Annotated in this window: 23 protein-coding genes; 10 read left to right on the top strand and 13 right to left on the bottom strand. The window is 66.6% G+C overall.

Features of this window, described 5'->3' with window-relative positions:
* Nucleotides 1-1341, bottom strand: a complete 1341-nt coding sequence (gabT, locus tag H977_RS0108325; protein WP_029107421.1) for a 4-aminobutyrate--2-oxoglutarate transaminase — start codon at nt 1339-1341, stop codon at nt 1-3.
* A gap of 161 nt (nt 1342-1502) precedes the next feature.
* Between gabT and yajC the strand changes: the two genes are divergently transcribed.
* From yajC to H977_RS0108355, 6 genes are all read left to right on the top strand, one after another.
* Complete coding sequence (gene yajC / locus H977_RS0108330) at nt 1503-1856, top strand: preprotein translocase subunit YajC (protein ID WP_029107422.1); 354 nt, start codon at nt 1503-1505, stop codon at nt 1854-1856.
* Nucleotides 1857-1928: 72 nt separating this feature from the next.
* Entirely contained in the window at nt 1929-3761 is a 1833-nt protein-coding gene (secD, locus tag H977_RS0108335; RefSeq protein WP_029107423.1) for a protein translocase subunit SecD, read from the top strand.
* 4 nt (nt 3762-3765) lie between these two features.
* Nucleotides 3766-5070: a protein translocase subunit SecF gene (gene secF / locus H977_RS0108340; protein WP_029107424.1), complete on the top strand. Its 1305-nt coding sequence runs from the start codon at nt 3766-3768 to the stop codon at nt 5068-5070.
* A gap of 5 nt (nt 5071-5075) precedes the next feature.
* A complete protein-coding gene (locus H977_RS0108345; protein WP_029107425.1) occupies nt 5076-6743 on the top strand; it encodes an ABC transporter substrate-binding protein in 1668 nt (555 codons plus the stop codon).
* A 5-nt stretch (nt 6744-6748) separates the two neighbouring features.
* Nucleotides 6749-7273, top strand: a complete 525-nt coding sequence (locus H977_RS0108350) for an adenine phosphoribosyltransferase (RefSeq protein WP_155946588.1) — start codon at nt 6749-6751, stop codon at nt 7271-7273.
* Between the two features lie 41 nt (nt 7274-7314).
* Entirely contained in the window at nt 7315-9696 is a 2382-nt protein-coding gene (locus H977_RS0108355; protein ID WP_029107427.1) for a RelA/SpoT family protein, read from the top strand.
* Nucleotides 9697-9707: 11 nt separating this feature from the next.
* Here the strand turns inward: H977_RS0108355 and H977_RS0108360 are convergent, their stop codons facing one another.
* Entirely contained in the window at nt 9708-10667 is a 960-nt protein-coding gene (locus H977_RS0108360; protein ID WP_029107428.1) for a peptidylprolyl isomerase, read from the bottom strand.
* Nucleotides 10668-10678: 11 nt separating this feature from the next.
* Nucleotides 10679-11554 (bottom strand): peptidylprolyl isomerase, encoded by an 876-nt coding sequence (locus tag H977_RS0108365; protein ID WP_029107429.1) that lies wholly within the window; start codon nt 11552-11554, stop codon nt 10679-10681.
* Between the two features lie 95 nt (nt 11555-11649).
* On the opposite strand from H977_RS0108365, the gene H977_RS0108370 reads away from it, so the two are divergent.
* A complete protein-coding gene (locus tag H977_RS0108370) occupies nt 11650-12330 on the top strand; it encodes an MBL fold metallo-hydrolase (RefSeq protein ID WP_029107430.1) in 681 nt (226 codons plus the stop codon).
* Nucleotides 12327-13589 (top strand): histidine--tRNA ligase, encoded by a 1263-nt coding sequence (hisS, locus tag H977_RS0108375; protein WP_029107431.1) that lies wholly within the window; start codon nt 12327-12329, stop codon nt 13587-13589. The genes H977_RS0108370 and hisS overlap by 4 nt, the downstream gene beginning before the upstream one ends.
* 14 nt (nt 13590-13603) lie before the next feature.
* Here hisS and urtE read toward each other — a convergent pair whose 3' ends face one another.
* Genes urtE through urtA form a run of 5 tightly spaced genes read right to left on the bottom strand, consistent with a single transcriptional unit; the run spans nt 13604 to nt 18373 of the window.
* On the bottom strand, nt 13604-14296 hold the full coding sequence (gene urtE / locus H977_RS0108380; protein WP_029107432.1) for an urea ABC transporter ATP-binding subunit UrtE: 693 nt from the start codon (nt 14294-14296) through the stop codon (nt 13604-13606).
* Nucleotides 14296-15051, bottom strand: coding sequence for an urea ABC transporter ATP-binding protein UrtD (urtD, locus tag H977_RS0108385; RefSeq protein WP_196808199.1), 756 nt, complete (start codon nt 15049-15051; stop codon nt 14296-14298). The genes urtE and urtD overlap by 1 nt, the downstream gene beginning before the upstream one ends.
* A gap of 47 nt (nt 15052-15098) precedes the next feature.
* The gene (gene urtC, locus H977_RS0108390) at nt 15099-16217 is read right to left on the bottom strand and encodes an urea ABC transporter permease subunit UrtC (RefSeq protein ID WP_029107434.1); all 1119 of its coding nucleotides are present in this window, start codon (nt 16215-16217) and stop codon (nt 15099-15101) included.
* Nucleotides 16214-17098, bottom strand: a complete 885-nt coding sequence (urtB, locus tag H977_RS0108395) for an urea ABC transporter permease subunit UrtB (RefSeq protein ID WP_029107435.1) — start codon at nt 17096-17098, stop codon at nt 16214-16216. Before urtB ends, urtC begins: the two co-directional genes overlap by 4 nt.
* Before the next feature lie 6 nt (nt 17099-17104).
* A complete protein-coding gene (gene urtA / locus H977_RS0108400; RefSeq protein ID WP_029107436.1) occupies nt 17105-18373 on the bottom strand; it encodes an urea ABC transporter substrate-binding protein in 1269 nt (422 codons plus the stop codon).
* A gap of 253 nt (nt 18374-18626) precedes the next feature.
* On the opposite strand from urtA, the gene H977_RS0108405 reads away from it, so the two are divergent.
* Nucleotides 18627-19052, top strand: coding sequence for an Rv2576c family protein (locus H977_RS0108405; RefSeq protein ID WP_231395909.1), 426 nt, complete (start codon nt 18627-18629; stop codon nt 19050-19052).
* Nucleotides 19053-19235: 183 nt separating this feature from the next.
* Here H977_RS0108405 and H977_RS0108410 read toward each other — a convergent pair whose 3' ends face one another.
* On the bottom strand, nt 19236-20054 hold the full coding sequence (locus H977_RS0108410) for an alpha/beta fold hydrolase (RefSeq protein WP_029107438.1): 819 nt from the start codon (nt 20052-20054) through the stop codon (nt 19236-19238).
* 168 nt (nt 20055-20222) lie between these two features.
* On the opposite strand from H977_RS0108410, the gene H977_RS0108415 reads away from it, so the two are divergent.
* Nucleotides 20223-21239 (top strand): Rv2578c family radical SAM protein, encoded by a 1017-nt coding sequence (locus tag H977_RS0108415; RefSeq protein WP_029107439.1) that lies wholly within the window; start codon nt 20223-20225, stop codon nt 21237-21239.
* An 18-nt stretch (nt 21240-21257) separates the two neighbouring features.
* Here the strand turns inward: H977_RS0108415 and H977_RS0108420 are convergent, their stop codons facing one another.
* From H977_RS0108420 to H977_RS0108435, 4 genes are all read right to left on the bottom strand, one after another.
* The gene (locus H977_RS0108420; RefSeq protein WP_029107440.1) at nt 21258-22523 is read right to left on the bottom strand and encodes an acyl-CoA dehydrogenase family protein; all 1266 of its coding nucleotides are present in this window, start codon (nt 22521-22523) and stop codon (nt 21258-21260) included.
* Complete coding sequence (locus H977_RS0108425) at nt 22520-23680, bottom strand: acyl-CoA dehydrogenase family protein (protein WP_029107441.1); 1161 nt, start codon at nt 23678-23680, stop codon at nt 22520-22522. The genes H977_RS0108420 and H977_RS0108425 overlap by 4 nt, the downstream gene beginning before the upstream one ends.
* A 39-nt stretch (nt 23681-23719) precedes the next feature.
* A complete protein-coding gene (locus tag H977_RS0108430; protein ID WP_029107442.1) occupies nt 23720-24949 on the bottom strand; it encodes an amidohydrolase family protein in 1230 nt (409 codons plus the stop codon).
* Nucleotides 24950-25061: 112 nt separating this feature from the next.
* Nucleotides 25062-25700, bottom strand: coding sequence for a TetR/AcrR family transcriptional regulator (locus H977_RS0108435; RefSeq protein WP_029107443.1), 639 nt, complete (start codon nt 25698-25700; stop codon nt 25062-25064).
* Between the last annotated feature and the right edge of the window lie 9 nt (nt 25701-25709).

Genomic DNA, 25709 nt, shown 5'->3' on the forward strand with positions numbered 1-25709 from the left:
TCAGAGATCCCGCAGGATCAGTTCGAGCACGTCGAGGCCCTCGATCAGCAGTTCGTCACTGATCGTCAACGGCGGCAGAAAGCGCAACACGTTGCCGTAGGTGCCACAGGACAGCACGATCACCCCGGCCGCGTGGGCGCCGGCGCACAGCGCCTTGGTCAACGCGGGGTCGGGCGTGGTGGTGCCCGCCTCGACCAGTTCGACGGCGATCATCGCGCCGCGACCGCGCACGTCGCCGATCCGCTCGTCCTCGGCCTGCAGGCGGCTGAGCCGGTCCTTCATCAGTTGCTCGATCTGCTGCGCCCGCGCGACCAGGCCGTCGGCCTCGATCGTCGCGATGGTCGCCAGCGCGGCCGCACACGCGATCGGGTTGCCGCCGTAGGTGCCGCCCAGCCCGGACACGTGCGGCGAATCCATGATCTCGGCCCGGCCCGTCACCGCGGACAACGGCAGACCACCGGCGATGCCCTTCGCGGTGACGATGAGGTCGGGATCGATGCCCTCGTGCTCACACGCGAACATCGCACCGGTCCGGGCGAACCCGGTCTGCACCTCGTCGGCGATGAACACCACGTTGTTGTCGCGGCACCAGCCCAACAACGCCGGCAGGAACCCGTCGGCCGGGACGATGAACCCGCCCTCGCCCTGGATGGGTTCGATGATCACGGCCGCCAGATTGTCGGGACCCACCTGCTTCTCCATGACGTCGATCGCGCGCCTGGCTGCGAGCGCGCCATCGGTGGCCATCTCTTTGCCGAACTCGGCATCGCGGAACGGGTAGGACAAGGGCGCCCGGTAGATCTCTGGCGCGAAGGGGCCGAAGCCGTGCTTGTAGGGCATGGCTTTGGCAGTCAGGGCCATCGTGAGGTTGGTACGCCCGTGATAGGCGTGGTCGAAGGCGACGACGGCCGGTTTGTGGGTGTAGGACCGGGCGATCTTGACCGCGTTCTCGACGGCCTCGGAGCCGGAGTTGAACAGCGCCGAGCGCTTCTCGCCACGCACCGGCGTCAGCTCGTTGAGCTGCTCGCACACGGCGACGTAACCCTCGTACGGCGTCACCATGAAACAGGTGTGGGTGAACTCGGCGGCCTGGGCCGCAACCGCCTCGACCACCCGCGGAGAAGAGTTGCCGATGGTGGTGACGGCGATACCGGAGCCCAGGTCGATGAGTCGGTTGCCGTCGACGTCCTCGACGATGCCGCCACCGGCGCGGGCGGCGTACACCGGCATTGTCGTGCCCACACCGCGCGACACCGCAGCCGATTTCCGGCCGATCAATGCCTCCGATTCGGGGCCCGGGATGGCGGTGGCCAGATGGCGGCTCTGCTCGGGATGGCTCAACACTGCCTCCTGAAGACTGCGAGGGCGGCACCGGAAAGAACGCTTACCGAGCCTAGCCGCGTCGACCGCCTGTCGGCGGCGAATGAGGTGGTCCGGGTCGGCGGCGGTATCGTGGCCTCGGTCGCCCTGACATATGACCCGACACGAAAGACATAGTTGACATGGATCTCGTCATTTTCCTGCCCCTGCTGATCGTCATGGGCGCGTTTATGTTCTTCGCGTCGCGTCGTCAGCGCAAGGCCATGCAGGCGACCATCGACCTGCACAACTCGCTGAAGGTCGGCGATCGCGTGCACACCACCTCGGGCCTGCAGGCCACGATCACCGGCATCACCGACGACAACGTCGACCTGGAGATCGCCCCCGGCGTCATCACCACCTGGATGAAGCTCGCGGTGCGCGACCGCGTCGAGGCCGACACCGAGGACGCTGACGATGCCGACGAGTCGACATCTGCCACCGAACTGACCGAGAGCACCGGTGTCATCGACACCGACGGTCTCAAAAAAGACTGACCGCAGAGCACCCAGGACAAGCACGTACCCTTTGCGGTGCTGACGAACTGATCTCGAGGAGACCCTAGAAACGTGGCATCGTCTTCGGCGCCGGTGCATCCTGCGCGCTACCTGACACTTTTCCTGGTCCTTCTGATCGGCGTTTATCTGCTGGTGTTCCTCACCGGCGACAAGCAGGCCAAGCCCAAACTGGGCATTGACCTGCAGGGCGGTACCAGGGTGACGCTGACAGCGCGCACCCCGGACGGCTCGACGCCGACCAGAGAGGCACTCAACCAGGCCCAACAAATCATCAGTGCCCGCGTCGACGGTCTCGGCGTCTCGGGTTCGGAGGTCGTCATCGACGGCGACAACCTGGTGATCACCGTTCCCGGCAACGACGGCAGCGAGGCCCGCAACCTGGGCCAGACCGCCCGCCTCTACATCCGGCCGGTCGTGCACTCGATGCCGGCCAAGCCGCCCGCCCAGCAGGGCCAGCAGCCAGGCGCACCGGGTGCCCCTGCAGCGCCAGGCGCGCCCGCAGCACCCGGGGTACCGGGCGTGCCCGGGCAGATCCCCGGCTTGGCACCGGGTGCGCCGGGCGAGGCACCGGCGGCACCGCCTGCAGGCGAACAGCCCGCACCTCCGGCGGGTGAGCCGGCTCCGGCTCCCCAGCCGCGGCCCTATCCGCTGGATCCCCCGCCCACCCCGGGCGAACCGACTCCCGCCCCGGCTCCTGTCCCGGGTGCACCTGCCCCGGCGCCGGCACCGGGACCGGCCCCTGCGCCGCCCAAGCCGGGTGACGCCAAGGCCGCTCTGGCCCAGCGCATCTCCGACGAGAAGGAACTGCGGCAGAGCACCAACCCGTCGATCCAGATTCTGGCGCTGCAGTACCAGGCCACCCGGTGCGGTGACGAAGACGTGCTGGCCGGCAACGACGACCCGAATCTGCCGCTGATCACCTGCTCCCAGGACGGCCAGACGGTCTACCTGCTGAGCAAGTCGATCATGAGCGGCGAGGAGATCGCCGACGCCACCTCGGGCCTGAACCAGCAGCAGGGCCAGTACGTCGTCGACGTCACCTTCAAGAGCGGGGGAGCCAAGACCTGGGCCGACTTCACCGCGGCCAACGTGGGCACGCAGACAGCGTTCACCCTCGACTCGCAGGTGGTCAGCGCGCCCGAGATCCGGGAACCCATCCCCGGCGGCAACACCCAGATCACCGGCCAGTTCAACTCGGACACGGCCAAGGAACTGGCCAACGTGCTGAAGTACGGCTCGCTGCCGTTGTCGTTCGAATCCTCGGAGGCCGAGACCGTTTCGGCGACCCTGGGTCTGTCTTCGATGCGGGCCGGCCTGATCGCGGGCGCCGTCGGCCTGGCCGCGGTGCTGCTGTACTCGCTGCTGTACTACCGCGTGCTCGGCCTGCTGGTGGCGCTGTCGCTCGTCGCCGCGGGCGCAATGGTTTTCGCGATCCTCGTGCTGCTCGGCAGATACATCGGCTACACGCTGGACCTGGCCGGTATCGCCGGTCTGATCATCGGTATAGGTACGACCGCGGACTCCTTCGTGGTGTTCTTCGAGCGAATAAAGGACGAGATCCGAGAAGGCCGGTCCTTCCGGTCGGCCGTACCCCGAGGCTGGGCGCGCGCCCGCAAGACGATCGTGTCAGGCAACGCCGTTACCTTCCTGGCCGCCGCGGTGCTGTACTTCCTGGCGATCGGCCAGGTCAAGGGCTTCGCGTTCACCCTCGGCTTGACCACGATCCTCGACATCGTGGTGGTGTTCCTGGTGACCTGGCCGTTGGTGTACCTGGCGTCCAAGTCCCCGACGATGGCAAAACCTGCCCTCAACGGCCTCGGCGCGGTACAGCAGATCGCGCGGGAACGCCGGGAGGCTTCGCATGCGACCGCGGGACGGGGATAGGCACATGGCTGCAAAGAGCACCGAAAAGAACAACTCGGCCGACGACACCACCGCCGAGGACGTGACGGACACCTCGGTGGAGGCGCCGAGCCTCGAGTCCACGTCAGCGGCGCTGCCCAAGCACGGGTTCTTCGTCAGGCTCTACACCGGTACCGGTGCCTTCGAGGTGATCGGCCGCCGCAAACTCTGGTACGCGATCAGCGGCGTCATCGTCGCGATCTGCATCGCCAGCATGGTGATTCGCGGGTTCACCTTCGGCATCGACTTCGAGGGCGGCACGAAGGTGTCGATGCCGTCGGCCGGCTCCCAGGGCGTTGTCTCGGTACAGCAGGTCGAGGACGTCTACAGCAAGACCCTCAACCGGACGCCCGAGTCGGTCGTGCTGGTCGGCAGCGGCGCCTCGGCCACGGTCCAGATCCGTTCGGAGACACTGTCCGAACCCGAGATCGAGCAGTTGCGGACCGCGTTGTTCGACGCGTTCCACCCCAAGGGCGGCGACGGCCAGCCGAGCAAGCAGACGATCAGCGACTCGAAGGTGTCGGAGACCTGGGGCGGACAGATCACCCAGAAGGCGTTGATCGCGCTGGTGGTCTTCCTGGTGCTGGCGTCGATCTACATCGCCTGGCGCTACGAGCGCTACATGGCGATGGCCGCGATGGCCACCCTGGTCTTCGACCTCGTCGTCACCGCCGGCGTCTACTCGCTGGTCGGATTCGAGGTCAGCCCGGCCACCGTCATCGGTCTGCTGACGATTCTGGGCTTCTCGCTGTACGACACGGTGATCGTGTTCGACAAGGTCGAGGAGAACACCAACGGGTTCGAGCACACCACTCGCCGAACGTTCGCCGAACAGGCCAACCTCGCCGTGAACCAGACCTTCATGCGTTCGATCAACACCAGCCTCATCTCGGTGTTGCCGATCATCGCGCTGATGGTGATCGCGGTGTGGCTGCTCGGCGTCGGAACCCTGATGGATCTGGCGCTGGTTCAGCTCGTCGGCGTCATCGTCGGCACCTACTCGTCGATCTACTTCGCCACGCCGCTGCTCGTGACCTTGCGCGAGCGCACCGACCTGGTGCGCAAGCACACCAAGCGGGTGCTCAACCGCCGGGAGAAGGGCGCAGGCGCCAAGGCGTCGACGGCCACCAGGGATGCCGGCGACGCCTCCGACGCTGCCGACGCCGATACCGGTGCCGAGAAGGTCACGGCGTCGGTCACCCGCGAACCCGCACCTGCGAAGCCGGCACCGGGTGCCCGTCCGGCCCCGCGGACCGGACGTCCGTCGGGCAAGCGGAACACTCGGCGGTAAATCGAATGGTTCAGTGGCGGGCCCTCGCCCGGGCACGGACAGTGGTGACAGCGGCGACGCTGTCCGTGGTCGCCGCGATGGGTCTGGCGGCGTGTTCGGACAGCCCGGCCGACGAGATCGACTATGCCGTCGACGGCACCCTGACCACCTACAACACCAACACGGTGGCCGGAGCCGCATCTGCCGGACCGCAGGCGTTCGCCCGGGCGTTGACCGGATTCGCCTATCACGGCCCAGAGGGCCAGGTGGTCGCCGACAACGATTTCGGCTCGGTGTCCGTCGTCGGCCGCGCCCCGCTGATCCTCGATTACGTGATCAGCGACAAGGCCGTCTACTCCGACGGCAAGCCGATCACCTGTGACGACATGGTGCTGGCATGGGGCGCACAGTCCGGCCGATTCCCCGGATTCGACGCCGCCAGCCGCGCGGGTTACCGCGACATCGGGTCGGTGGACTGCGAGCCCGGCCAGAAGCGGGCCCGGGTGTCCTTCGCGCAAGACCGCGGGTTCCTCGACTACGGCCATTTGTTCGCCGCGACCGCGCTGATGCCGGCCCACGTCATCGCCGACGAGCTCGGCCTCGGCGACGGCGGCGTGGCCACCGCGCTGCAGAACGGTGACCAGCCGACCATCGACCGGATCGCCAAGGCCTGGAACACGGTCTGGGACCTCAAGCCCGATCTGGACCTCAAGCGATTCCCGTCGTCGGGCCCGTACCGGATCGATTCGGTGTCCAAGGACGGCGTGGTGGTCCTGGTCGCCAATGACAAGTGGTGGGGCACCCCGGCGATCACCAACCGGATCGCGGTGTGGCCCCGTGGGGCCGACATCCAGGAGCGGGTCAACCAGGGATCCTTCGACGTCGTCGACATCGAGTCGGGATCGTCGGGCCTGCTCAACCTGCCCGACGACTATGTCAGCACGGAAAGCCCGTCCGCCGGTATCGAGCAGTTGATCTTCGCGCCGGGTGGCCCGCTGGCCGCCCCGCCGGCGCGGCGGGCCGTGGCACTGTGCACCCCGCGTGACGTGATCGCGCGTAACGCCGCGACGCCGATCATCAACTCGCGGCTCAGTCCCGTCAGCGACGACGCGTTCAGTGCGGCCGAAAATGTCGGTGAGGCAGCACAATTCGGTGTAGCCAATCCCGACGCGGCCCGTGCCGCCATCAACAACAAGCCGCTCACGGTACGTATCGGATATCAGACGCCCAACGCCAGGCTGGCAGCGACCGTCGGCGCGATCGCGAAATCATGTGCGGCGGCGGGCATCACCGTGCAGGACGCCGGATCGGCGACCGCCGGGCCGGTGGCGTTGCGCAACAACGAGTTCGACGGATTGCTGGCAGGCACCGGCGGGGCCGCGGGCAGCGGCTCCTCGGGTTCTTCGGCGATCGACGCCTACGCGTTCCACTCCGGCAACGGCAACAATCTGCCGGGCTACGTCAACGAGCGCGTCGACGGCATCATCGATGCCCAGGCCGTGACGGGCGACCCGAAGGAACTGGCCCGCCTGGCGGGGGAGGGCGCACCGATCCTGTGGAACGACATGCCGACGCTGCCGCTGTACCGCCAGCAGCGGACCGTGCTGACTTCGACGAAGATGTACGCCGTGAGCAGTAATCCGACCCGGTGGGGCGCAGGCTGGAACATGGACCGCTGGAAGCTGTCGACGTGAGCGACATTGCCAGGGTCTCCCAGCTGGTCGAGAAGATGATCCGGGAGGTCCCCGACTTCCCGGAGCCGGGCGTGCAGTTCAAGGATCTGACGCCGTTGCTGGCCGACGCCGAGGGCCTGCGCGCGGTGACGGACGCGCTGGCCGCCACGGCGGCCGACGCCGATCTGGTCGCAGGATTGGATGCACGTGGTTTCCTGCTGGGGGCCGCCGTCGCGACGCGGCTCGGCGTCGGCGTCCTGGCGGTACGCAAGGGCGGGAAGCTGCCGCCGCCCGTGCACAGCGTCACGTATCAGCTCGAGTACGGCAGCGCGACGCTGGAGATCCCGGCCGACGGGATTGATATCGCCGGGCGCAACGTTGTGATCATCGACGATGTCCTGGCGACCGGCGGGACCCTGGCCGCGGCGATGCGGCTGCTCGAGGCCGGTGGTGCCAATGTGCTGAGCGCCGCCGTGGTGCTGGAGCTGGCGGCCCTGGGTGGGCGGGACGTGGTGGCACCGCTGACGGTCAGCAGCCTCCACACGGTGTGAGGGATATCCTCGAACTCTCAGATGTTGAGCGGGAGGTGACGATGGCCAGCGATCCGGTTACGGACACAGGTACGGGCCAGACGGTCAAGTTGCCCCCGACGCTGCCACCGTCCACCGACGCCGGTAAGACTCTCGACGCCACGAAGCTTCCTGATACGACCAAGTCCAGCGCTTCACGCCGGGTACGCGCGCGGCTGGCCCGCCGGATGACGGCGCAGCGCAGTCCGGTCAATCCGGTCCTGGAGCCGCTGGTCGCTGTTCACCGCGAGATCTACCCCAAGGCCGACCTGCAGTTGCTGCAGCGCGCTTACGACGTTGCCGAGCAGCGTCACTCCGACCAGCTCCGCAAGTCCGGCGATCCCTACATCACGCACCCGCTGGCGGTGGCCAATATCCTGGCCGAGCTCGGTATGGACACCACCACACTGGTCGCCGCGTTGCTGCACGACACGGTGGAGGACACCGGATACACCCTGGAGGCCTTGACGGCCGAGTTCGGCGCCGAAGTGGGCCATCTGGTCGACGGGGTCACCAAGCTGGACAAGGTGGTGCTCGGCTCGGCCGCCGAGGGCGAGACGATCCGCAAGATGATCATCGCCATGGCGCGTGATCCGCGGGTGCTGGTGATCAAGGTGGCCGACCGCCTGCACAACATGCGCACCATGCGGTTCCTGCCACCCGAGAAGCAGGCGCGCAAGGCCCGCGAGACGCTGGAAGTGATTGCGCCGCTTGCCCATCGTCTCGGCATGGCGACGGTCAAGTGGGAGCTTGAGGACCTGTCGTTCGCGATCCTGCACCCGAAGAAGTACGAGGAGATCGTGCGGCTGGTCGCCGACCGGGCACCGTCACGCGATACCTACCTGGCCAAGGTGCGGGCCGAGATCGGCGTGGCGCTGAGCGCGATGAAGATCAACGCGGTCGTCGAGGGCCGGCCCAAGCACTACTGGTCGATCTACCAGAAGATGATCGTCAAGGGACGCGACTTCGACGACATCCACGACCTGGTCGGCGTGCGGATCCTGTGCGACGAGATCCGCGACTGCTATGCCGCGGTCGGTGTGGTGCACTCGCTGTGGCAACCGATGGCGGGCCGGTTCAAGGATTACATCGCCCAGCCGCGCTATGGCGTGTATCAGTCGTTGCACACCACCGTCGTCGGCCCGGAGGGCAAGCCGCTGGAGGTGCAGATCCGCACCCGGGACATGCACCGCACCGCCGAGTACGGCATCGCGGCGCATTGGCGCTACAAAGAGGCCAAGGGCCGCAACGGGGTTCCGCACAGCCACGCGGCCACCGAGATCGACGACATGGCGTGGATGCGTCAGCTGCTGGACTGGCAGCGGGAAGCCGCCGACCCCGGCGAGTTCCTCGAGTCGTTGCGTTACGACCTTGCGGTACAAGAGATTTTCGTCTTCACCCCCAAGGGTGACGTGATCAACCTGCCCACCGGCTCGACCCCGGTCGACTTCGCCTACGCGGTGCACACCGAGGTGGGGCACCGCTGTATCGGTGCCCGGGTCAACGGCCGGCTCGTGGCGCTGGAGCGCAAGCTCGAAAACGGTGAGGTCGTCGAGGTGTTCACCTCGAAGGCCCCGAATGCCGGGCCGTCGCGGGACTGGCAGACCTTCGTGGTATCGCCGCGGGCGAAGGCCAAGATCCGGCAGTGGTTCGCCAAGGAGCGTCGCGAAGAGGCGCTGGAGTCCGGGAAGGACGCCATCGCGCGGGAGGTCCGCCGTGGCGGACTTCCGTTGCAGCGCTTGATCAATGCCGACTCCATGGGAGCTCTGGCCCGGGAGTTGCGCTACACCGACGTCTCCGCGCTGTACACCGCGGTCGGCGAGGGCCACGTCTCGGCGCGCCACGTCGTGCAACGTCTGCTCGCCCAGTTCGGCGGCGACGACGCGGCCGAGGACGAACTGGCCGAGCGGTCCACTCCGCTGACCATGCCGGTGCGCCAACGCAGCACCGACGACACCGGCGTCGCGGTACCCGGGGCGCCCGGGACCCTGACCAAACTGGCCAAGTGCTGCACCCCGGTGCCCGGCGACACCATCATGGGCTTCGTGACCCGCGGTGGCGGGGTCAGCGTGCACCGCACCGACTGCACGAATGCGGAGTCCCTGCAACAACAATCGGAACGCATCATCGAGGTGAACTGGGCGCCGTCGCCGTCCTCGGTGTTCCTGGTGGCCATCCAGGTCGAGGCCCTGGACCGGCACCGCCTGCTCTCCGATGTCACGCGGGTGCTGGCCGACGAGAAGGTCAACATCCTGTCCGCATCGGTGACCACTTCCAACGACCGGGTGGCGATCAGCCGGTTCACCTTCGAGATGGGCGACCCCAAACACCTGGGCCACCTGCTGAGCGTGGTGCGCAACGTGGAAGGCGTCTACGACGTCTACCGCGTCACCAGCGCGGCGTAACGGCTACCGGATCAGCCGACGCTCGCCGATGTGATCGTGACCGCTGTGGCGGGCCTGCCGTCGCTGCTCCCGTCGGCGACCCCTCCCGCGGCGATCGCGTCGAGAGTGGCCAGGCCCGTCTTGTCGACGGTGCCGAACACCGTATAGGTCGGCGGCAGCAGGGAGTCCTCGTACACCAGGAAGAACTGGCTGCCGTTGGTGCCCGGCCCATGGTTCGCCATCGCCACCGTGCCGCGCGGATATACGACCGGGCGCTGCACCGCGGGGTCGGAGAGCCGGTACTGGTTGGTCGGGTATTCGTTGGGGAATCGGTATCCGGGCCCACCGGTTCCAGTGCCCGAGGGGTCGCCGCACTGCAGTGCTGCCAAGTCACCGGTGGTCAGGCGATGGCATCGGGTGCCGTCGAAGAATCCCTGCGCGGCCAGGCTGGCGAAGTTGTTCACGGTGCACGGCGCTTTGCCGTTGGCCAGCTTGAGCCCGATGCTGCCGCGATCGGTGACGAGGCCTGCGTCCACCGTGGCCGGCTCGGTCGGCACCATGCCGGAGTGCGGCGGGGTGGTCGGCGTGACGGCCGGTTCGGTGGTGGCGGGGTACTGGCAGTTGGCGCCGAGGTTCGGCGGAGGCGTGAACGCGGGCAGTTGCTCACCCGAGCTGGGGGAGCCCGTGTGGCGGTCCTGCCGGGGCATGTTCTCCGCGGCTTTGACGACGACGACGGCGAACACCACTGCCAGCACCACCGCCACGATCGTCAGCGCCGTCATCACATAGCCGATGACCAGTCCGGCGATCGCAATGCCACGGCCCTGCTCACCGCTGTGTTTGAGCTGCGACAGCGAGATGTGTCCGAAGACGATGCCCAGCGGTGCGAACAGGACTGCGCACACCAGTGAAACGACCGCCATGGTGTTCGTCTGGGCGGGCCCCGGATACCCGGCCGGCTGGTGGCCGCCGTAAGGGGGCGGGAATGTCAACGGTCGCGGATCTAGTCCAGGGCCACAGACTTCAGCTGGACATCGAGTGCCGGCTTGCCGTCCGGTCCGCCTCCGGCGACACCGGCAGCGGCGATCTTGTCGAGTGTGGCCAGGCCGGTGTCGTCGATCTTGCCGAACACGGTGTAGCCCGGGGGCAGCTGCGAATCCTGGTACACCAGGAAGAACTGGCTGCCGTTGGTGTTGGGCCCGGCGTTGGCCATCGCCAGCGTCCCGCGGGGGTAGAGCACCGGCTGCTGCAGCGCCGGGTTGTCCGGCTGGTACTGGTTGGTCGGGTACTCGTTGGCGAACTGGTAGCCGGGGCCACCGGTGCCCTGGCCGGTCGGGTCACCGCACTGCAGCACCGACAGGCCGCCCGTGGTCAGGCGGTGGCACGGGGTGTCGTTGAAGTAGTTCTGCCCGGCCAGGCTGGCGAAGCTGTTGACCGTGCACGGTGCCTTGGCGTTGTCGAGCTGCAGCCCGATGTTGCCCTGGGTGGTGACCATGCTGACGCTGACCGTGGCCGGATCGGTCGGGACCTTGCCGGTATGCGGCGGTGTGGTCGGCTTGCTGGCCGCGCCCGCGGCCGGGTACTGGCAGTTGGCACCGAGGTCGGCGGGTGCGACGAAGGCGGGCAGCTGACCGTTGGCGGCCGGCTGGGCCGGCGCTCCGGAGCTTGCGGTGGTGGTCTCGGCCGAGGCGGTGGTGCTGCCCGAGTCCTTGCTGGTGAACACGAATGTGGCCACGACGGCCCCGATGACGACGAGGGCCGCGACTGTGGAGCCCGCGATGGTCAGGATGCGTCGTTTGCGTTCCTGGGCGGCGCGGCGCTCCAGTTGTTCCTCCAGCTTGCGCTTGGCGGTCTCACGCCGTTCTTCGTTGGTCGGCACCGCAGCAGTCCTCCTTGTGGGCGGTCGGAATCGGTAACGAGTCTGCCAGGTCGCGGTGCGGTACCGGGCGACGGCCACGTGGAAAACTGGCAATTGTGTTCATCACCGGATTTCCGGCAGGGCTGCTGGCATGCAATTGCTATGTCCTGGCTGAGCGGCCAGGCGCCGACGCGATCGTCGTCGACCCGGGTCAGCGGGCCATGGACCGGCTGCGCCGGATCCTCGACGAGAACCGCTTGACGCCGGCAGCCGTCCTGCTGACCCACGGGCACCTCGATCACATCTGGTCGGCGCAGAAGGTGGCCGACACCTATGGCTGCCCCGCCTACATCCATCCCGGGGACCGCTTCATGCTGACCGATCCGATCAAGGGGTTCGGTCCGCGCCTCGCCCAACTGGCGTTCGGTGTGCTGTTCTCCGAGCCCAAACAGCTTGTCGAGCTGGACCGCGACGGCCAGGTACTCGGTTTCGGCGGAGTCTCGGTCACCGTCGACCACACGCCGGGCCACACGAGGGGATCGGTGGTGTTCCGGGTCTCCGGCGGGCCGGAGAAAGCATCGGCCGCCCAGACCGTGTTCACGGGCGATACGCTGTTCCGGTCCTCGGTGGGCCGCACCGACCTGCCCGGCGGCAGCGGACGTGACCTACTCGAGTCGATCGTGACAAAGCTGTTGGTACTCGACGACGACACCGTGGTATTACCAGGACACGGCGCGCGCACGACCATCGGGCACGAACGCCGCACCAACCCGTTTCTCGAAGGTTTGACTCTGTGACATCTGCATTCCAGGCGCCCAAGGGCGTGCCCGATTACCTACCACCGGAGTCGGCACAGTTCGTTGCGGTCCGGGACGGCCTGCTGACCGCGGCGCGCCGGGCCGGCTACGGCGACATCGAGTTGCCGATCTTCGAGGACACCGCGCTGTTCGCCCGCGGTGTCGGCGAGTCGACCGATGTGGTCTCCAAGGAGATGTACACGTTCGCCGACCGCGGCGACCGGTCGGTGACGTTGCGCCCCGAGGGCACCGCCGGGGTGATCCGTGCGGTGATCCAGCACCGGCTGGACCGGGGCGCGCTGCCGGTCAAGCTCTGCTACTCCGGGCCCTTCTTCCGCTACGAGCGTCCGCAGGCCGGCCGCTACCGCCAGCTGCAGCAGGTTGGGGTGGAGGCCATCGGTGTCGACGATCCGGCGCTGGACGCCGAGGTGATCGCGATCGCCGACGCGGGTTTCCGTTCGCTGGGCCTGGACGGTTTCCGCCTCGAGCTCACCTCGCTGGGCGATGACACCTGCCGGCCCGCGTATCGCGAGCTGTTGCAGGAGTTCCTGTTCAAGCTCGACCTCGACGAAGAGACCCGGCGCCGCGCCGAGATCAACCCGTTGCGGGTGCTCGACGACAAGCGACCCCACGTGCGGGAGATGACCGCCGACGCGCCGTTGATGCTGGACCACCTCTCGGACAGCGCCAAGGCCCACTTCGAGGTGGTACAGGCGCACCTCGATGCCCTCGGCGTGCCGTATGTGATCAACCCGCGGATGGTGCGCGGGCTGGACTACTACACCAAGACCACGTTCGAGTTCGTACACGACGGGCTCGGCGCCCAGTCCGGCATCGGCGGCGGTGGCCGCTACGACGGTCTGATGAGTCAGCTCGGCGGGCAGGACGTCTCGGGCATCGGCTTCGGGCTCGGCGTCGACCGCACGCTGCTCGCCCTGCAGGCCGAGGGCAAATCGGTGACCGGCGTCGGCGGTGTCGAGGTGTTCGGCGTGCCCCTGGGTGAGGCCGCCAAGTTGGAACTGGCGAAGCTGGCCGCGCGGCTGCGGGCCGGCGGCGTGCGGGTCGATCTGGCCTACGGCGACCGCGGGCTCAAGGGGGCGATGAAGGCGGCCGACCGCTCGGGCGCCAAGTACGCGCTCGTGGCCGGCGACCGCGACATCGAGGCCGGCACCGTAGGGCTCAAGGATCTCTCGACGGGCGAGCAGGTGGATGTATCCACCGATTCCGTTGTCGCCGAGATCCTTTCCCGCCTCGCCTGACCGCCCGAGGGTGATCAGATAGCCATCGCGGCGCGCACGTCGGCTTCCGACGTCGTGCCACCGGTGCCGCTCGAGGTGATGCGGCCGGCCTCCAGGATGTAGTAGCGCTGAGCGGATTCCAGTGCGAACCCGATGTGCTGCTCCACCAGCAACACGCCCAGATCGCCGCGGGAGGTCAACGAGGTGATCGCGGCTTCGATCTCCGCCACGACCGACGGCTGGATCCCCTCGGTCGGCTCGTCGAGGATCAGGCACTTGGGCGTGGTGATCAACGCGCGGGCGATCGCGAGCTGCTGACGCTGTCCGCCTGACAGCAGCCCGGCGCGCCGGCCGAGCAGCTCCTTCAACGCGGGAAACAGGTCCAGCTGCTCGTCGATCAGCGCCTTCCCGTTGCGACGGCCATCGGCGACCACCTGCAGATTTTCCGCGGTGGTCAACTGGCCGAACGACTGCTGTCCCTGGGGCACGTACGCCAGGCCGCGGGCCACGCGCGCGCTCGGGCGCAGCTTCGTGATGTCGTCACCATCGAAAAGCACCTTGCCCGCAGTGCATTTGAGGAGTCCGACGGCGGCCCGCAGCAGGGTCGTCTTGCCCGCGCCGTTGTGACCCATCACCGCCGCGACCCCGTCGGAGGGCACCGCGATGCTGGCGCCGTGGATCACTTCGGAGCGGCCGTAACCGGTTCGGACATCGAGCAGTTCGAGCATCAGGAGATTCCTTCCACGCCGGCCGCGGCCGTGCCGAGATAGACCTCTTGGACCTTCGGGTTGGCCTGCACCTCGGCCACCGAACCCTCGGCGATCACCTGGCCCCGGGCCAGCACCGTCACCGAGGTCGCGAACGCCCGCATGAAGTCCATGTCGTGCTCGACCACGACCACGGTGCGCTTTCCGCCGATGCGGCGCAACAGGTTTCCGGTTTCCTCCCGCTCTTCGTGGCTCATCCCGGCCACCGGTTCGTCGAGCAGCAGCACATCGGCGTTCTGCACCAACAGCATGCCGATCTCCAGCCACTGCTTCTGTCCGTGAGCCAGTACGCCGGCAGGCTTGTCCGCCAAGGCGGTCAGTCCGGTGGTGTCCAGTGCCTCCTCGATGGCGGGCAGGATGCCGCTCCGCCGGCGCAGCAGGGTCCACGGCGAACGACCGGCACCCGCGGCGATGTCGAGGTTCTGCAACACCGTCAGTTGTTCGAACACACTCGCGGTCTGGAATGTGCGCCCCACGCCCGCCCGGGCGATCTTGTGCACCTTCTTGCCGAGCAGTTCCACTCCCGACTTGTTCACCGAACCGGTGGCACCCACCAGCCCGGTGATGGCGTCGATGACGGTCGTCTTGCCCGCGCCGTTGGGTCCGATCAGGAAGCGTAGATCCCCCTGGAACAGGGTCAGGTCGACGTCGGTCACCGCTTTGAAACCATCGAAATCAACTGTGAGACCACGTACTTCGAGGTACTGAGCGCCCATGCCGGCATTGCCGCCCGCCACGGGCTCCGGAGTCTGATCTGGCTCGGTCACGTGGTGGCACCCACTTTCTCGGGGTCGGTGTCCGTCGCGGTCTGCGGGTCCTCGGGCGGCGCCGATTTCGGCTTACCGCGGCGCCTCCGGCTCAACAGCACACCGAGACCTGCCAGGCCGGCTGGGAAGAACCCGACGACGACGATGAACAGCAGGCCTTGGCCGTAGATCCACCCCGACGGAAACCGTTCGGAGAACAGGGTTTGCGCCCAGGCCACGCCGATGGCGCCCAGGACTGGGCCGAGCAAGGTGGTCCGTCCGCCGATCGCGACACCGATGAGGAACGCGATGGACGGCACGATGCCGACCTGTGACGGCGCGATGAAACCGACGATCGGCACGAACAGGGCACCGGCGATGCTGGCGAACAACGCGGCCAAGGTGTAGGCGACCACCTTGATGTTGGCCGGGTCGTACCCGAGGAACCGGACGCGTTCTTCGCCGTCGCGCACGGCGACCAGTAATTCGCCGTAACGGCTGTACATCAACTGGCGCACCAAGGCGACCACGATCAGCAGCGTGGCCGCCGCGATGAAGTACACCATTCGCTTGTTGGCCGGGTCATTGAGGTTGAACCCGAAGAAGGTACGGAAATTGGTCAACCCGTTGCTGCCGCCGAGGCTGGTCTGGCCGACGAGCAGGATCGCCAGCGCCGCAGCCAGCGCCTGCGACAGGATCGCGAAATAGGCGCCCTTGACGCGTCTTTTGAACACGCCCAACCCGAGCAGGGCCGCGATACCCGCCGGGATCACCAGGATCGCGAACAGCGTGAAGGCCGGGGAGGCGAACGGTGCCCAGTAGCCGGGTAGTTGGCGCACGCCGGCGATCTGCATGAAGTCCGGCACGTCATGGCCACGGATCTGGGCATCCGCGATCTTGAGGTGCATACCCATCAGGTAGCCCCCGAGGCCGAAGAACACGCCCTGCCCGAGCACCAGCATTCCGCCACGGCCCCAAGCCAATCCGATACCCACCGCCACGATGGCGAAGCACAGGAACTTGCCGAGCAAGCTGAGCCGGAAGTCGGACAGGGCCACCGGTGCGACCCCGAACAGCAGCACCGCGGCGACCGCGAAACCCGCCCAGGTTTGCCAACGTCCCAAGAATCTCGTCACACCAGACTCCTCGTTCGAACGGTGAACAGCCCCTGCGGGCGCACCTGCAGGAAGATCACGATGATGACGAACACGATCACCTTGGCCAGCGACGCTGTGGTGCTGTACTCGATGAACGAGTTCAGGAAGCCCAGGGTCAACGCCGCGATCACGGTGCCCTTGATCTGGCCGAGACCGCCGACCACGACCACCAGGAACGCATCGATCAGGAAGCTCTGGCCGATGGTCGGACTGGTAGAGCCGATCAGCGTCAGCGCCACACCGGCGACCGACGCCAGACCCGATCCGATGAAGAACGTGGTGATGTCGGTCTTGCGTGACGAGATGCCGCTGGTCTCAGCCAGATCCCGGTTGGCCACGACCGCCCGGATCCGGCGCCCCATCGGGCTGGTCTTGAGAACGGCGGCAAGGACGGCGACACACACGACGGCAAGAACCAGGATGAAGATCCGGGTTTTGGGAACCACGGCGCCGAAGATCTCGATGCCACCCGAGAGCCATTGCGGAGCAACGACGTTGACCGCGGGCGCGCCGAATATGTCGCGGGCCACCTGTTGCAGGATCAGGCCGACGCCGAAGGTGACCAGCAGCGTGTCCAGCGGACGGCCGTACATCCGCTGGATGAGCGTCACCTCCAGCAGTGCGCCCATCGCGCCGCCGACCAGGAAGCCGACCACGAGCGAGATCAGCAGTGATGCGCCGGCATTGGTGATGAGCTGCTGGACCACGTAGGCGGTGTAGCAACCGGCCATGATGAACTCGCCGTGCGCCATGTTGATGACGCCCATCTGGCCGAAGGTCAGTGAGAGGCCAAGTGCGGCCAGCAACAGGATCGAGCCGAGGCTCAATCCCGTTGCCAGCTGGCCGATGAGGATATCCATGCTTGTCTAGCCGGACAGCCCCGCAGCCCATGGATAGGACTTCAGGTACGGGTCGGGATCGATCGGGCCCTTCGACTCCCAGATCGTGTAGATCAGGCCATCGGGGCGGATCTCGCCGATGCGAGCGGTCTTGGTGATGTGGTGGTTCTCGCCATTGATGGTCACTTTGCCCTCCGGCGCGTCGAAGCTGACGCCGCCTGCGTTGTCCTGAATGGCCGCGACGTCGAACGACCTGGCCTTCTCGACGGTGTTCTTCCACAGGTAGACGGAGACATAAGCGGCCTCCATCGGATCCGATGTCGGCTTCTTCGGATCCTTGACAAAGTCCTTGTACGCCTTGACGAAGGCGTTGTTCACCGGGGTGTCGATGGTTTGGTAGTAGTTCCACGCGGTCAACTGGCCGGTGACGTTCTGCACGCCGATACCGCCGACCTCTTCCTCGGCGATGGACACCGAGACCACCGGCATCTCCTGGGGCGTCAGGCCCACGTTCTTGTACTCACGGAAGAACGCGACATTGGAGTCGCCGTTGAGCGTGTTGAACACGGCGTCGGCATTGGCGGAGCGGACCTTGTTGACGATGGTGGAGAAGTCCGTCGAGCCCAGCGGGGTGTAGTCCTCGCCCTTGATCTCGATGCCGTTGGCCGCTGCGTAGGCCTTGATGATGCGGTTGGCGGTCTGCGGGAACACGTAGTCACTGCCCACCAGGTAGAGCGACTTGACGCCCTTTTCCTTGAGGTAGTCCAGCGCGGGCACGATCTGCTGATTGGTGGTGGCGCCGGTGTAGAAGATGTTCTTGCTCGACTCCAGGCCCTCGTACTGCACCGGGTAGTACAGCAGTGCGTTGGCGCTCTCGAAGACCGGCAGCATGGCCTTGCGGCTCGAGGAGGTCCAACCCCCGAACACCGCTGCGACACAATCGCTGCTGATCAGCTTCTCGGCCTTCTCGGCGAACACCGTTGGCTCGGAGGCCCCGTCTTCGCCTATCAGCTCGATCTGTTTGCCCAGGACGCCGCCCTTGGCGTTGATCTGATCGACCGCGAGCTTGATCGCATCGCGCACCGTCACCTCGGAAATGGCCATCGTGCCCGACAGGGAGTTCAAGGATCCGACCTTGATCTTCGGGCCGGAGGTGTCCACGCAGGAGGTTGCGTTTGCTGTGTCGGTATCGCTCGCTCGACTGCCGCAACCGGCCAGTAGCAGGCTCGCTATCGCGATCAAACTCCCTGCGGCTAACGTTGACCGGCGCAACGGGACACGTCCTGGAACTCGCATTGGCGACCTTTCCCTTGAATGGCAGCGCTTCTCGGCCGATCGCGGTCCGCAGCGTGCAAGAGGTTGACACCGGAGTGCAGGTGTCGAGTCGGGACGTTAGAACGCCGCTGTTACTGGGAAATGTCTGTGTGTGACAAACAAATTAACCTCAAGCTAGACCGAGTTGGTTTGCCGTTGACGGGGTGTCATCAGACCCGTTAGTCGCACCTGTAACAAGGCGGTAGCCTGCTGGGATATGACGGATATGAGGAACATGCGAAAAGCGACAACCACGGTCGGTGCAGCGCTGGTTCTGGCGGCTGCGGGTATGGCGGTCTCCAACGCAACGTCGTATGCGGAACCGGCGGCCCAAGGCCATCAGGTGAAGTACACGCTCACATCCGGCGCGCCTTACGAATTCGATCTCTATTACCTGACGACGCAGCCTGCGAGCAAAGACGCCTACAACGCAGACGCGTACAAGTACCTGCAGAAGGCGACGGTGAACGTCGGTCCCGACGCGCCCTGGGTCTTCGAGACCACGCTTGCCGACCCGCAGTGGGCGATCTTCACTGTCGCGAGCACGACCCACGGGGGCCAGGCCCAGCCCAACGCGCACTGCGAGATCGCCGTCGACGGTCAGATCGCGGTCCAGAACGACCATCCCTACAGCCCGCGCTGCCAGCTCGGTCAGTGGTAGCGAGCGGCCAACCGCGACGTTCCCACGCACTGGGATCAGCCTTGACGGCGCACTCGAACTGTTGTTCGATAGTCATGTGCACGACGGGCGGTTCCGCTTCCGGTCCGAAGTGCGATTGACTGGGCACGCGCCCATGGCGCGCACCGATGCCGTACCCGAAACCGCGGCATCGGTGCACCAGTCTCAGCTGCCGGCCTCGGCTTCCCGTACTGCAGCCGTGATCGCGCGCGCCAGAGCTGCCGGTGCTTCGACGTGCGCCAGGTGGCCTTGCCCCGGCAGCCGCACGAGATTCGCCTGAGGTAGCGCCGCCGCGAACGGGGCAAAGGCGGTACCGTACGGCGCTCGGTTCTCGTTCAGGGCCCCGAGAAGCAGTGTCACCGGGATGTCGAGGTGTCGATAGCTGCCGAAGGCCGGTCGGTGCGAATTGATCGCGCCCAGTTCGTCGGCCAATGGGGCGGCGAGCGGCCGGAGGACCCGCCAAGCCGGGCTGCGTCGTAGTTCGGAGACGTAGTCGGCCGAGAATCCGGAGACCTCCGTGTTGATCAGCGTGACCGCCTGATCGAGGTCCCCGGCGGCGATGGCGCGGCGGAGCTGGGGGACGACATCCGGGGCGAAGGGGCGGCTGACCGGCTCGTAGGCGGTCACCGACCGCACCTGGGTGGTGTCCAGCGCGGCTTCCAGGGCGATGAGCGCTCCGTAGCTCCACCCGAACAGGTGGGCATGGCCGAGCTTGTCGAGGACGTGGCGCAGATCGGCGATCTCGACGCCCACTGCATAGCCGGCGCCCACGGCGCCACTGGGAGCCCGGCCACGGCGGTTGAGGGTGATCACCGGGTTGGGTAGCTCGATGGCGGCGGTCACCGGCTGCCACGTCGCCGCGTCGGCCATGACTCCCGGGACGAGCACCAGGGGAGTTCCGGTGCCGGGGCGGACCTGATGGCTCAACGTCGCGCCGGCCCGGCCGAACACGACCGGGCCGGGTTGCGGTTGTGTGAATGTCATTGTGGTACAAGTCCAATCGCGAGTTGCCGGGATGTGCACGGTGGCCGGTCGCTCGCCGGCCCACTGCTGGCAACCCGGCTGGGGCGGGGGTTGTTCCGCTCTGGTTCCCGAGTTCGACACGGGTGGAATTACCTTGACATCACCATCGAACAAGCGTTCGATGGTGATGTGCGCTGGGATGGTCAGGGTATCGATGTCGACGACGGGGCACTGCCCGGTCTGCAACGGCTCGGCTTCGTCCGCAGCGTGCGCACACCGCAATTCGAGGGCATCACGTTCCACGAGGTGCTGTGCAAGTCGGCGCTGAACAAGGTGCCGGCGGCCTCGATGCTGCCTTTTCGGTTCACCGTCAACGGCTATCGGGGTTGCAGCCACGCCTGCCGATACTGCTTTGCCCGTCCGACCCACGAGTACCTCGACTTCGACCACGGCACGGACTTCGACACTCAGGTGGTCGTCAAGACCAATGTCGCCGAGGTGCTGGCCCGCGAGCTGCGTCGCCGGTCCTGGACGCGCGAGACGGTGGCGCTCGGCACCAATACCGATCCGTATCAGCGTGCCGAAGGCCGCTACGCGCTGATGCCGGGAATCCTTGCTGCGCTGGCAGATTCAGGAACTCCGTTTTCGATCCTCACCAAGGGCACGTTGCTGCGTCGAGATCTCGGACTGATCGTCGACGCGTCCCACCGGGTGCCGGTGAATGTGGCGGTGTCCTTGGCGGTCGGTGACGATGCTCTGCACGGCGATGTCGAACCGGGGACCCCGTCGCCGCAAGCGCGCCTCGCCCTGATCTCGGCGATCCGCGACGCGGGCCTGCAGTGTCATGTCATGGTCGCCCCGGTCTTGCCGCACCTGACCGATTCCGTCGAGCATCTCGATGCGCTGCTAGGCCGGATCGCCGCGGCCGGCGCGAGCGGAGTCACCGTCTTCGGGCTGCATCTGCGGGGATCCACGCGTGGCTGGTTCATGGACTGGCTGGGACGCTCACGCCCTGACCTGGTGGGCGAATACCAGCGGTTGTATCGGCGTGGGGCATACCTGCCCGCGGAGTACCGCGACATGCTGCGGGCGCGCGTCGCTCCGATGGTTGCCCGTCACGGTCTGGCGCGGACGGCGCGGATGATGCCGGTGCCGGCTTCACCGATCGCGCAGGAGCCGGCGGCCGCGCAGCCGACGCTGTTCTGACGGCTGAGCCCCGACACGTCAGGTCTTGTTGCGCTTGACCTGATTGAACGGCACACCGCGGTCGGCCGAGTGTTCGCGGGGGAAGCCCAGGATCCGCTCGCCGATCACGTTGCGGGCCATCTCCGAGCTGCCGCCGCCCAATGACCCGGTCTGGCGGGACAAGTAGCGCACCCCGATGTCGAGGAGGCCGGGGACATCATCGGTGCCCTCGTCGACAACCCCGGCCGTGCCGGCGATGGCCAGCGCGGTGTCCACCTCGAGTTCGGTGGTCTCGGCGTGGAAGAGCCGGATCAAGGTGCCCGCATTCGGTGGCAGCGAGCCGTTCGCGATGGCGCTGCCGACGTGGTCGATGAGCTGCTTCTTGACGATGCGTCGCACCAGGGCACGGCCCGCCAGGTCCTGCACCCTGGCGTCGTCTCCCTGCCCCGTGGCCTCGGCCAGGCCGACGTGATCGGGCGGCATCTCGTTCGCGTTCTCGGCCCCCGTTCCGCTGGCGAACTCGGATCCGCCACCGACTGCCCGGCGTTCGTGGTGCAACTGGCGTGAGGCGACCGTCCAGCCGTCGTTGACCTCACCGACCACGGCGTCGGCGGGAAGCTCCAGGTTGTCGAAGAACTCCTCGCAGAACTCTTCGTTGCCGTTGACCTCGGTGATGCGGCGCATCGTGATACCTGGCGCGTCGAGCGGCACCAGGAACATGGTGAGGCCTTCGTGTTTCGGCACGCTCCAATCGGTGCGGGCGAGCATCAGCCCGTAGTCGGCGGCGAACGCGCTGGTGCTCCACGTCTTGGCGCCGTTGATGATCCACGTGTCGCCCTTGAGTTCGGCGCGGGTGATGACGCCGGCCAGATCCGAACCGCCGCTGGGCTCGGAGAGCAGCTGGCAGAGGACCTCGTCGCCTCGGATGGCCGCCGAAATGCGTTGGCGCTTCTGATCTTCGCTGCCCATGTCGAGGATCGTCGCGCCGCAGATGGTGAACGACGGAGTGTTGAGGATCAGCGGCATCTCGTAGTTCAGGCACTCGTCGTTGAATGCCTTCTGATACGCATAGTCCAGGCCGAGACCGCCGTACTCGCGCGGGAAGCAGATGCCCGCGAATCCACCTTCGTACAGTCGCTTCTGCAGTTCCTTCGCGCGTTCCCAGGATTCGGTCTCCGCGCGCACCGAAAAGGGTGGATTCTCAGGGTCGATGGGTGGCATGTTCTCGGCCAGCCAGGTCCGGGCGCGCAGGGCGAACTCTTCGACAGACTCTGTGGTCGCGGTGGTGCTCACGGTGTCGGTCATGCCCCAATCTCCTCAGCTGCGCGGGTCTTGCGGCTCAGTGCATACACCGCGCGGTGGTGGTCCTCGGGTGAGCCGTAGAACGCCCGGTACAGGGCGACTCTCCGGAGATACAGATGCAGGTCGTGTTCCCATGTCACGCCGATGCCGCCGTGGAGCTGCACGCAGTCCTGCAGCATCACCGGAGCACGCTCGGCCACATAGGCTTTCGCGACGCTGACGAGCTTCGGCGCCTCCGGTGAACGTTCGGCCACCGCGGCGACGGCGCCGGCGGTGGTGCCCCGCGCAGCTTCGAACCACATCTTCATGTCGGCGGCGCGATGCTTGAGGGCCTGGTACGAGGCCAGCGGGCGGCCGAAACTGTGCCGATCGGCCAGCCACTGATTGGTCATCGTGAGCACCGCGTCGAGGATTCCGACGATTTCTGCGCACTGCAGCAGCAGGGCCACCTGGCGCTGCCGTTCGATGATGTCCGGTGTCTGCTCGGCGGTACCCACCGCGGCGGATTCGCCGACCTCGACACCGTCGAACACCAAACGGGCGTAGCGCTTTACCAGATCCACCGAATTCTGGGGAGTGACCGTCACGCCGGGTGCGTCGGTGGGCACCACGAACTGACGGATCTCGCCGTCACAGACGGCAACCACCAATACCGTGTCGCTCTGGTCGCCGGCTTCGACGCGGTCCTTGACACCGTCGATCCGATAGCCGGATCCGGTGCGGGTGGCTGTGGTGGCCACACCGGTGGGGGACTGCAACGCTCCGAACGGACGGTTGGGCTCATAGGCCGCCCAGGACGCCACTGCCTCACCGGACACCAGCGATTCGATCAATTCCTCGTGGCCGCCGGGTGCTTCCACCAGCCCGGCCAACACCGTGCTTACCGGGTGCAACGGACCGGGAGCCACCGTCCGGCCCGCTTGTTCGGCGAGCAGGGCGAGGTCGGTCACGCCGTCACCTGACGGGCTGCCACCACCCAGTTCCTCGGGTACCAGCAGGCTGGCCCAACCCAATTCCGCTGCGCGAGACCACCACCCGGTGTCGAATGCGATGCCGTCGGCATGCAACTGACGCACCCGGCTCAGCGGCACTTCTTTTTCCAGGAAGGCCTGCGCGGTGGAGGTGAACAGCATCTGTTCGGGATTTGCCACATCGGTCATGGAGTCGGCTCAGCTTCTCATGTTGTGAGGAGGACTAGATCAGTTCAGGACGAGCGCAGGAACATCGGGCCGGTACACCTTCTTGTTCTCGACCTTGAACAGGTCGACCAGGTTGCCGCCCATCACCTTTCGCACGCCTTCGTCGTCCAGGCCATGCGCCTGCAGGTCGTCGACCAGGTTGATCGGATCGGCGAGTCCCTCGGGGTGGGGCCAGTCGGAACCGAAGATGATGCGATCGATACCGCAGAGGTCGGCCATCTGCTTGAAGTCGTCCTCCCAGAACGGGGCCACGTACACGCCGCGCTTGAACGCCTCGATCGGATCTTCCGGGAACTCGTTGGGCATCTTCGAGTAGACGTCCTTGAACTGGTAGAAGAGGTATGGCACCCACGAGGCGCCGTTCTCCACCGACAGGATGCGCAGATCCGGGTTGCGGGTCAGCGCGCCGTGACAGACCAGGGCGGCCATGGTGTCCTCGATCGGCCGCTTGCCCATCGCGACCATCCGGAACGACGTCGGCTTGAACGGCAGGAACTCGTCGGCCGGTTCCCAATCGTTGAGGTACTGCGCGTAGCCGCTGTCGGAGGCGTGCATGCACACCGGGATGCCGGCCTTGACGCAGGCGTCCCAGAACGGATCGAACTCGGGGAATCCCAGCGAACGGGTGCCGCGGTAACCGGGTACCGGGGCGGGGCGGACCAACACGGTCTTCGCGCCGCGTTCCAGGCACCATTCGAGTTCTTCCAGGGCCCGGTCGACGACACCCAGATTGATGACCGGCGTGGAGAAGATGCGGTCGGAATAGTTGAACTGCCACGTCTCGTACATCCACTCGTTGAGCGCGTGGATGATGTCGAGGATCAGGTCCGGATCGTCCTTGAGGCGCTCCTCGACCAGGCTGGCCAGCGTCGGGAACATGATCGTGTAGTCCAGGCCGAGGCTGTCCAGAACCTCTAGGCGCGCTTCGGGATTGCGGAAGGCGGGGATGGCCTTCATCGGCTTGCCCATCACCTCGCGGTAGCTCTTGCCGCCGCTTCCGTGGCGGAAGTACTCCTCCTGGGCGCCTGGCCGGGCGACGACCTCGAACGTCGGGTTCGGGATGTAGTCGCTGATGTGGTTGCGCACCACGATCTTCGTGCGACCGCGGACATCGATGTAGTCGATGACGCCCTTGCGGTTATCGGGCAGGAACTTGGTGAGCGCTTCTTTGGGCTCATAGAAGTGGTTGTCGGCATCGAACACCGGATAGGGAAGCTCGCGTGACGGCATGTTCGCCTCCTGGAAGAGTGTGGTTTCCGAAACTGGTAATGACGTTACCACGCGATTGCCCGCGTGGACGAGCCCATTCGGGCGATCGCTCAAAACAGGGTGAAGGCGCAGGTCAGGCCGGGGAATCGGACGCCAGCAGGCTGCGCAGGCAGAACTGGTAGATGTGCTCGCCGTCGATCGGTGCGCCGTTGAGTTCCACGCCCAGTGAACGTAGGCGCATCGCGCCCAGCACCGACTGCATGATCAGGGCAGCGGTGCTCTGGATGTCGACGTCGGAGCGGAACGCCCCCGAGTCCATTCCGCGCCGCATGATGTCACCGATGAGCTGGTGCAACGGTGTCAGCACTCGGGCGTATTCACGGGGTAGGGACTCGGCGAGATGGTCGTTGTAGAAGGTCAACCCGCGGTTGATGCTGTCCTGCGTGCTCGATGAGGCCGGCATGGTGATCCGCTCGATGAGCGCCCGCAGTGCCTCGGGCCCGGTCAGCCCATCGGTATCGGAGCGCCAGCGCTGCGTGGACTCCGCCATGATCTTGTCGATGAGGGCCAGTAGCAGCTCATCCTTGGTGGAAAAGTGCTGGTAGAAGGATCTCAATGAGGTCTTGGAGCGTTCCACGACCTCGAGCACGGTGAAGTCGGTACGACCGGTCTCGCCCAGGATGGCGAGTGCGGATTTCATGAACCGGCGGGCCCGATCCGCGTGGGCCTCGGCGCGCGCACCTTCGGATGTTCGTTCGGCCGGCCTAGCCATTGCGCCATC

Source organism: Mycobacterium sp. URHD0025 (assembly GCF_000426065.1).
GTDB lineage: Bacteria > Actinomycetota > Actinomycetes > Mycobacteriales > Mycobacteriaceae > Mycobacterium.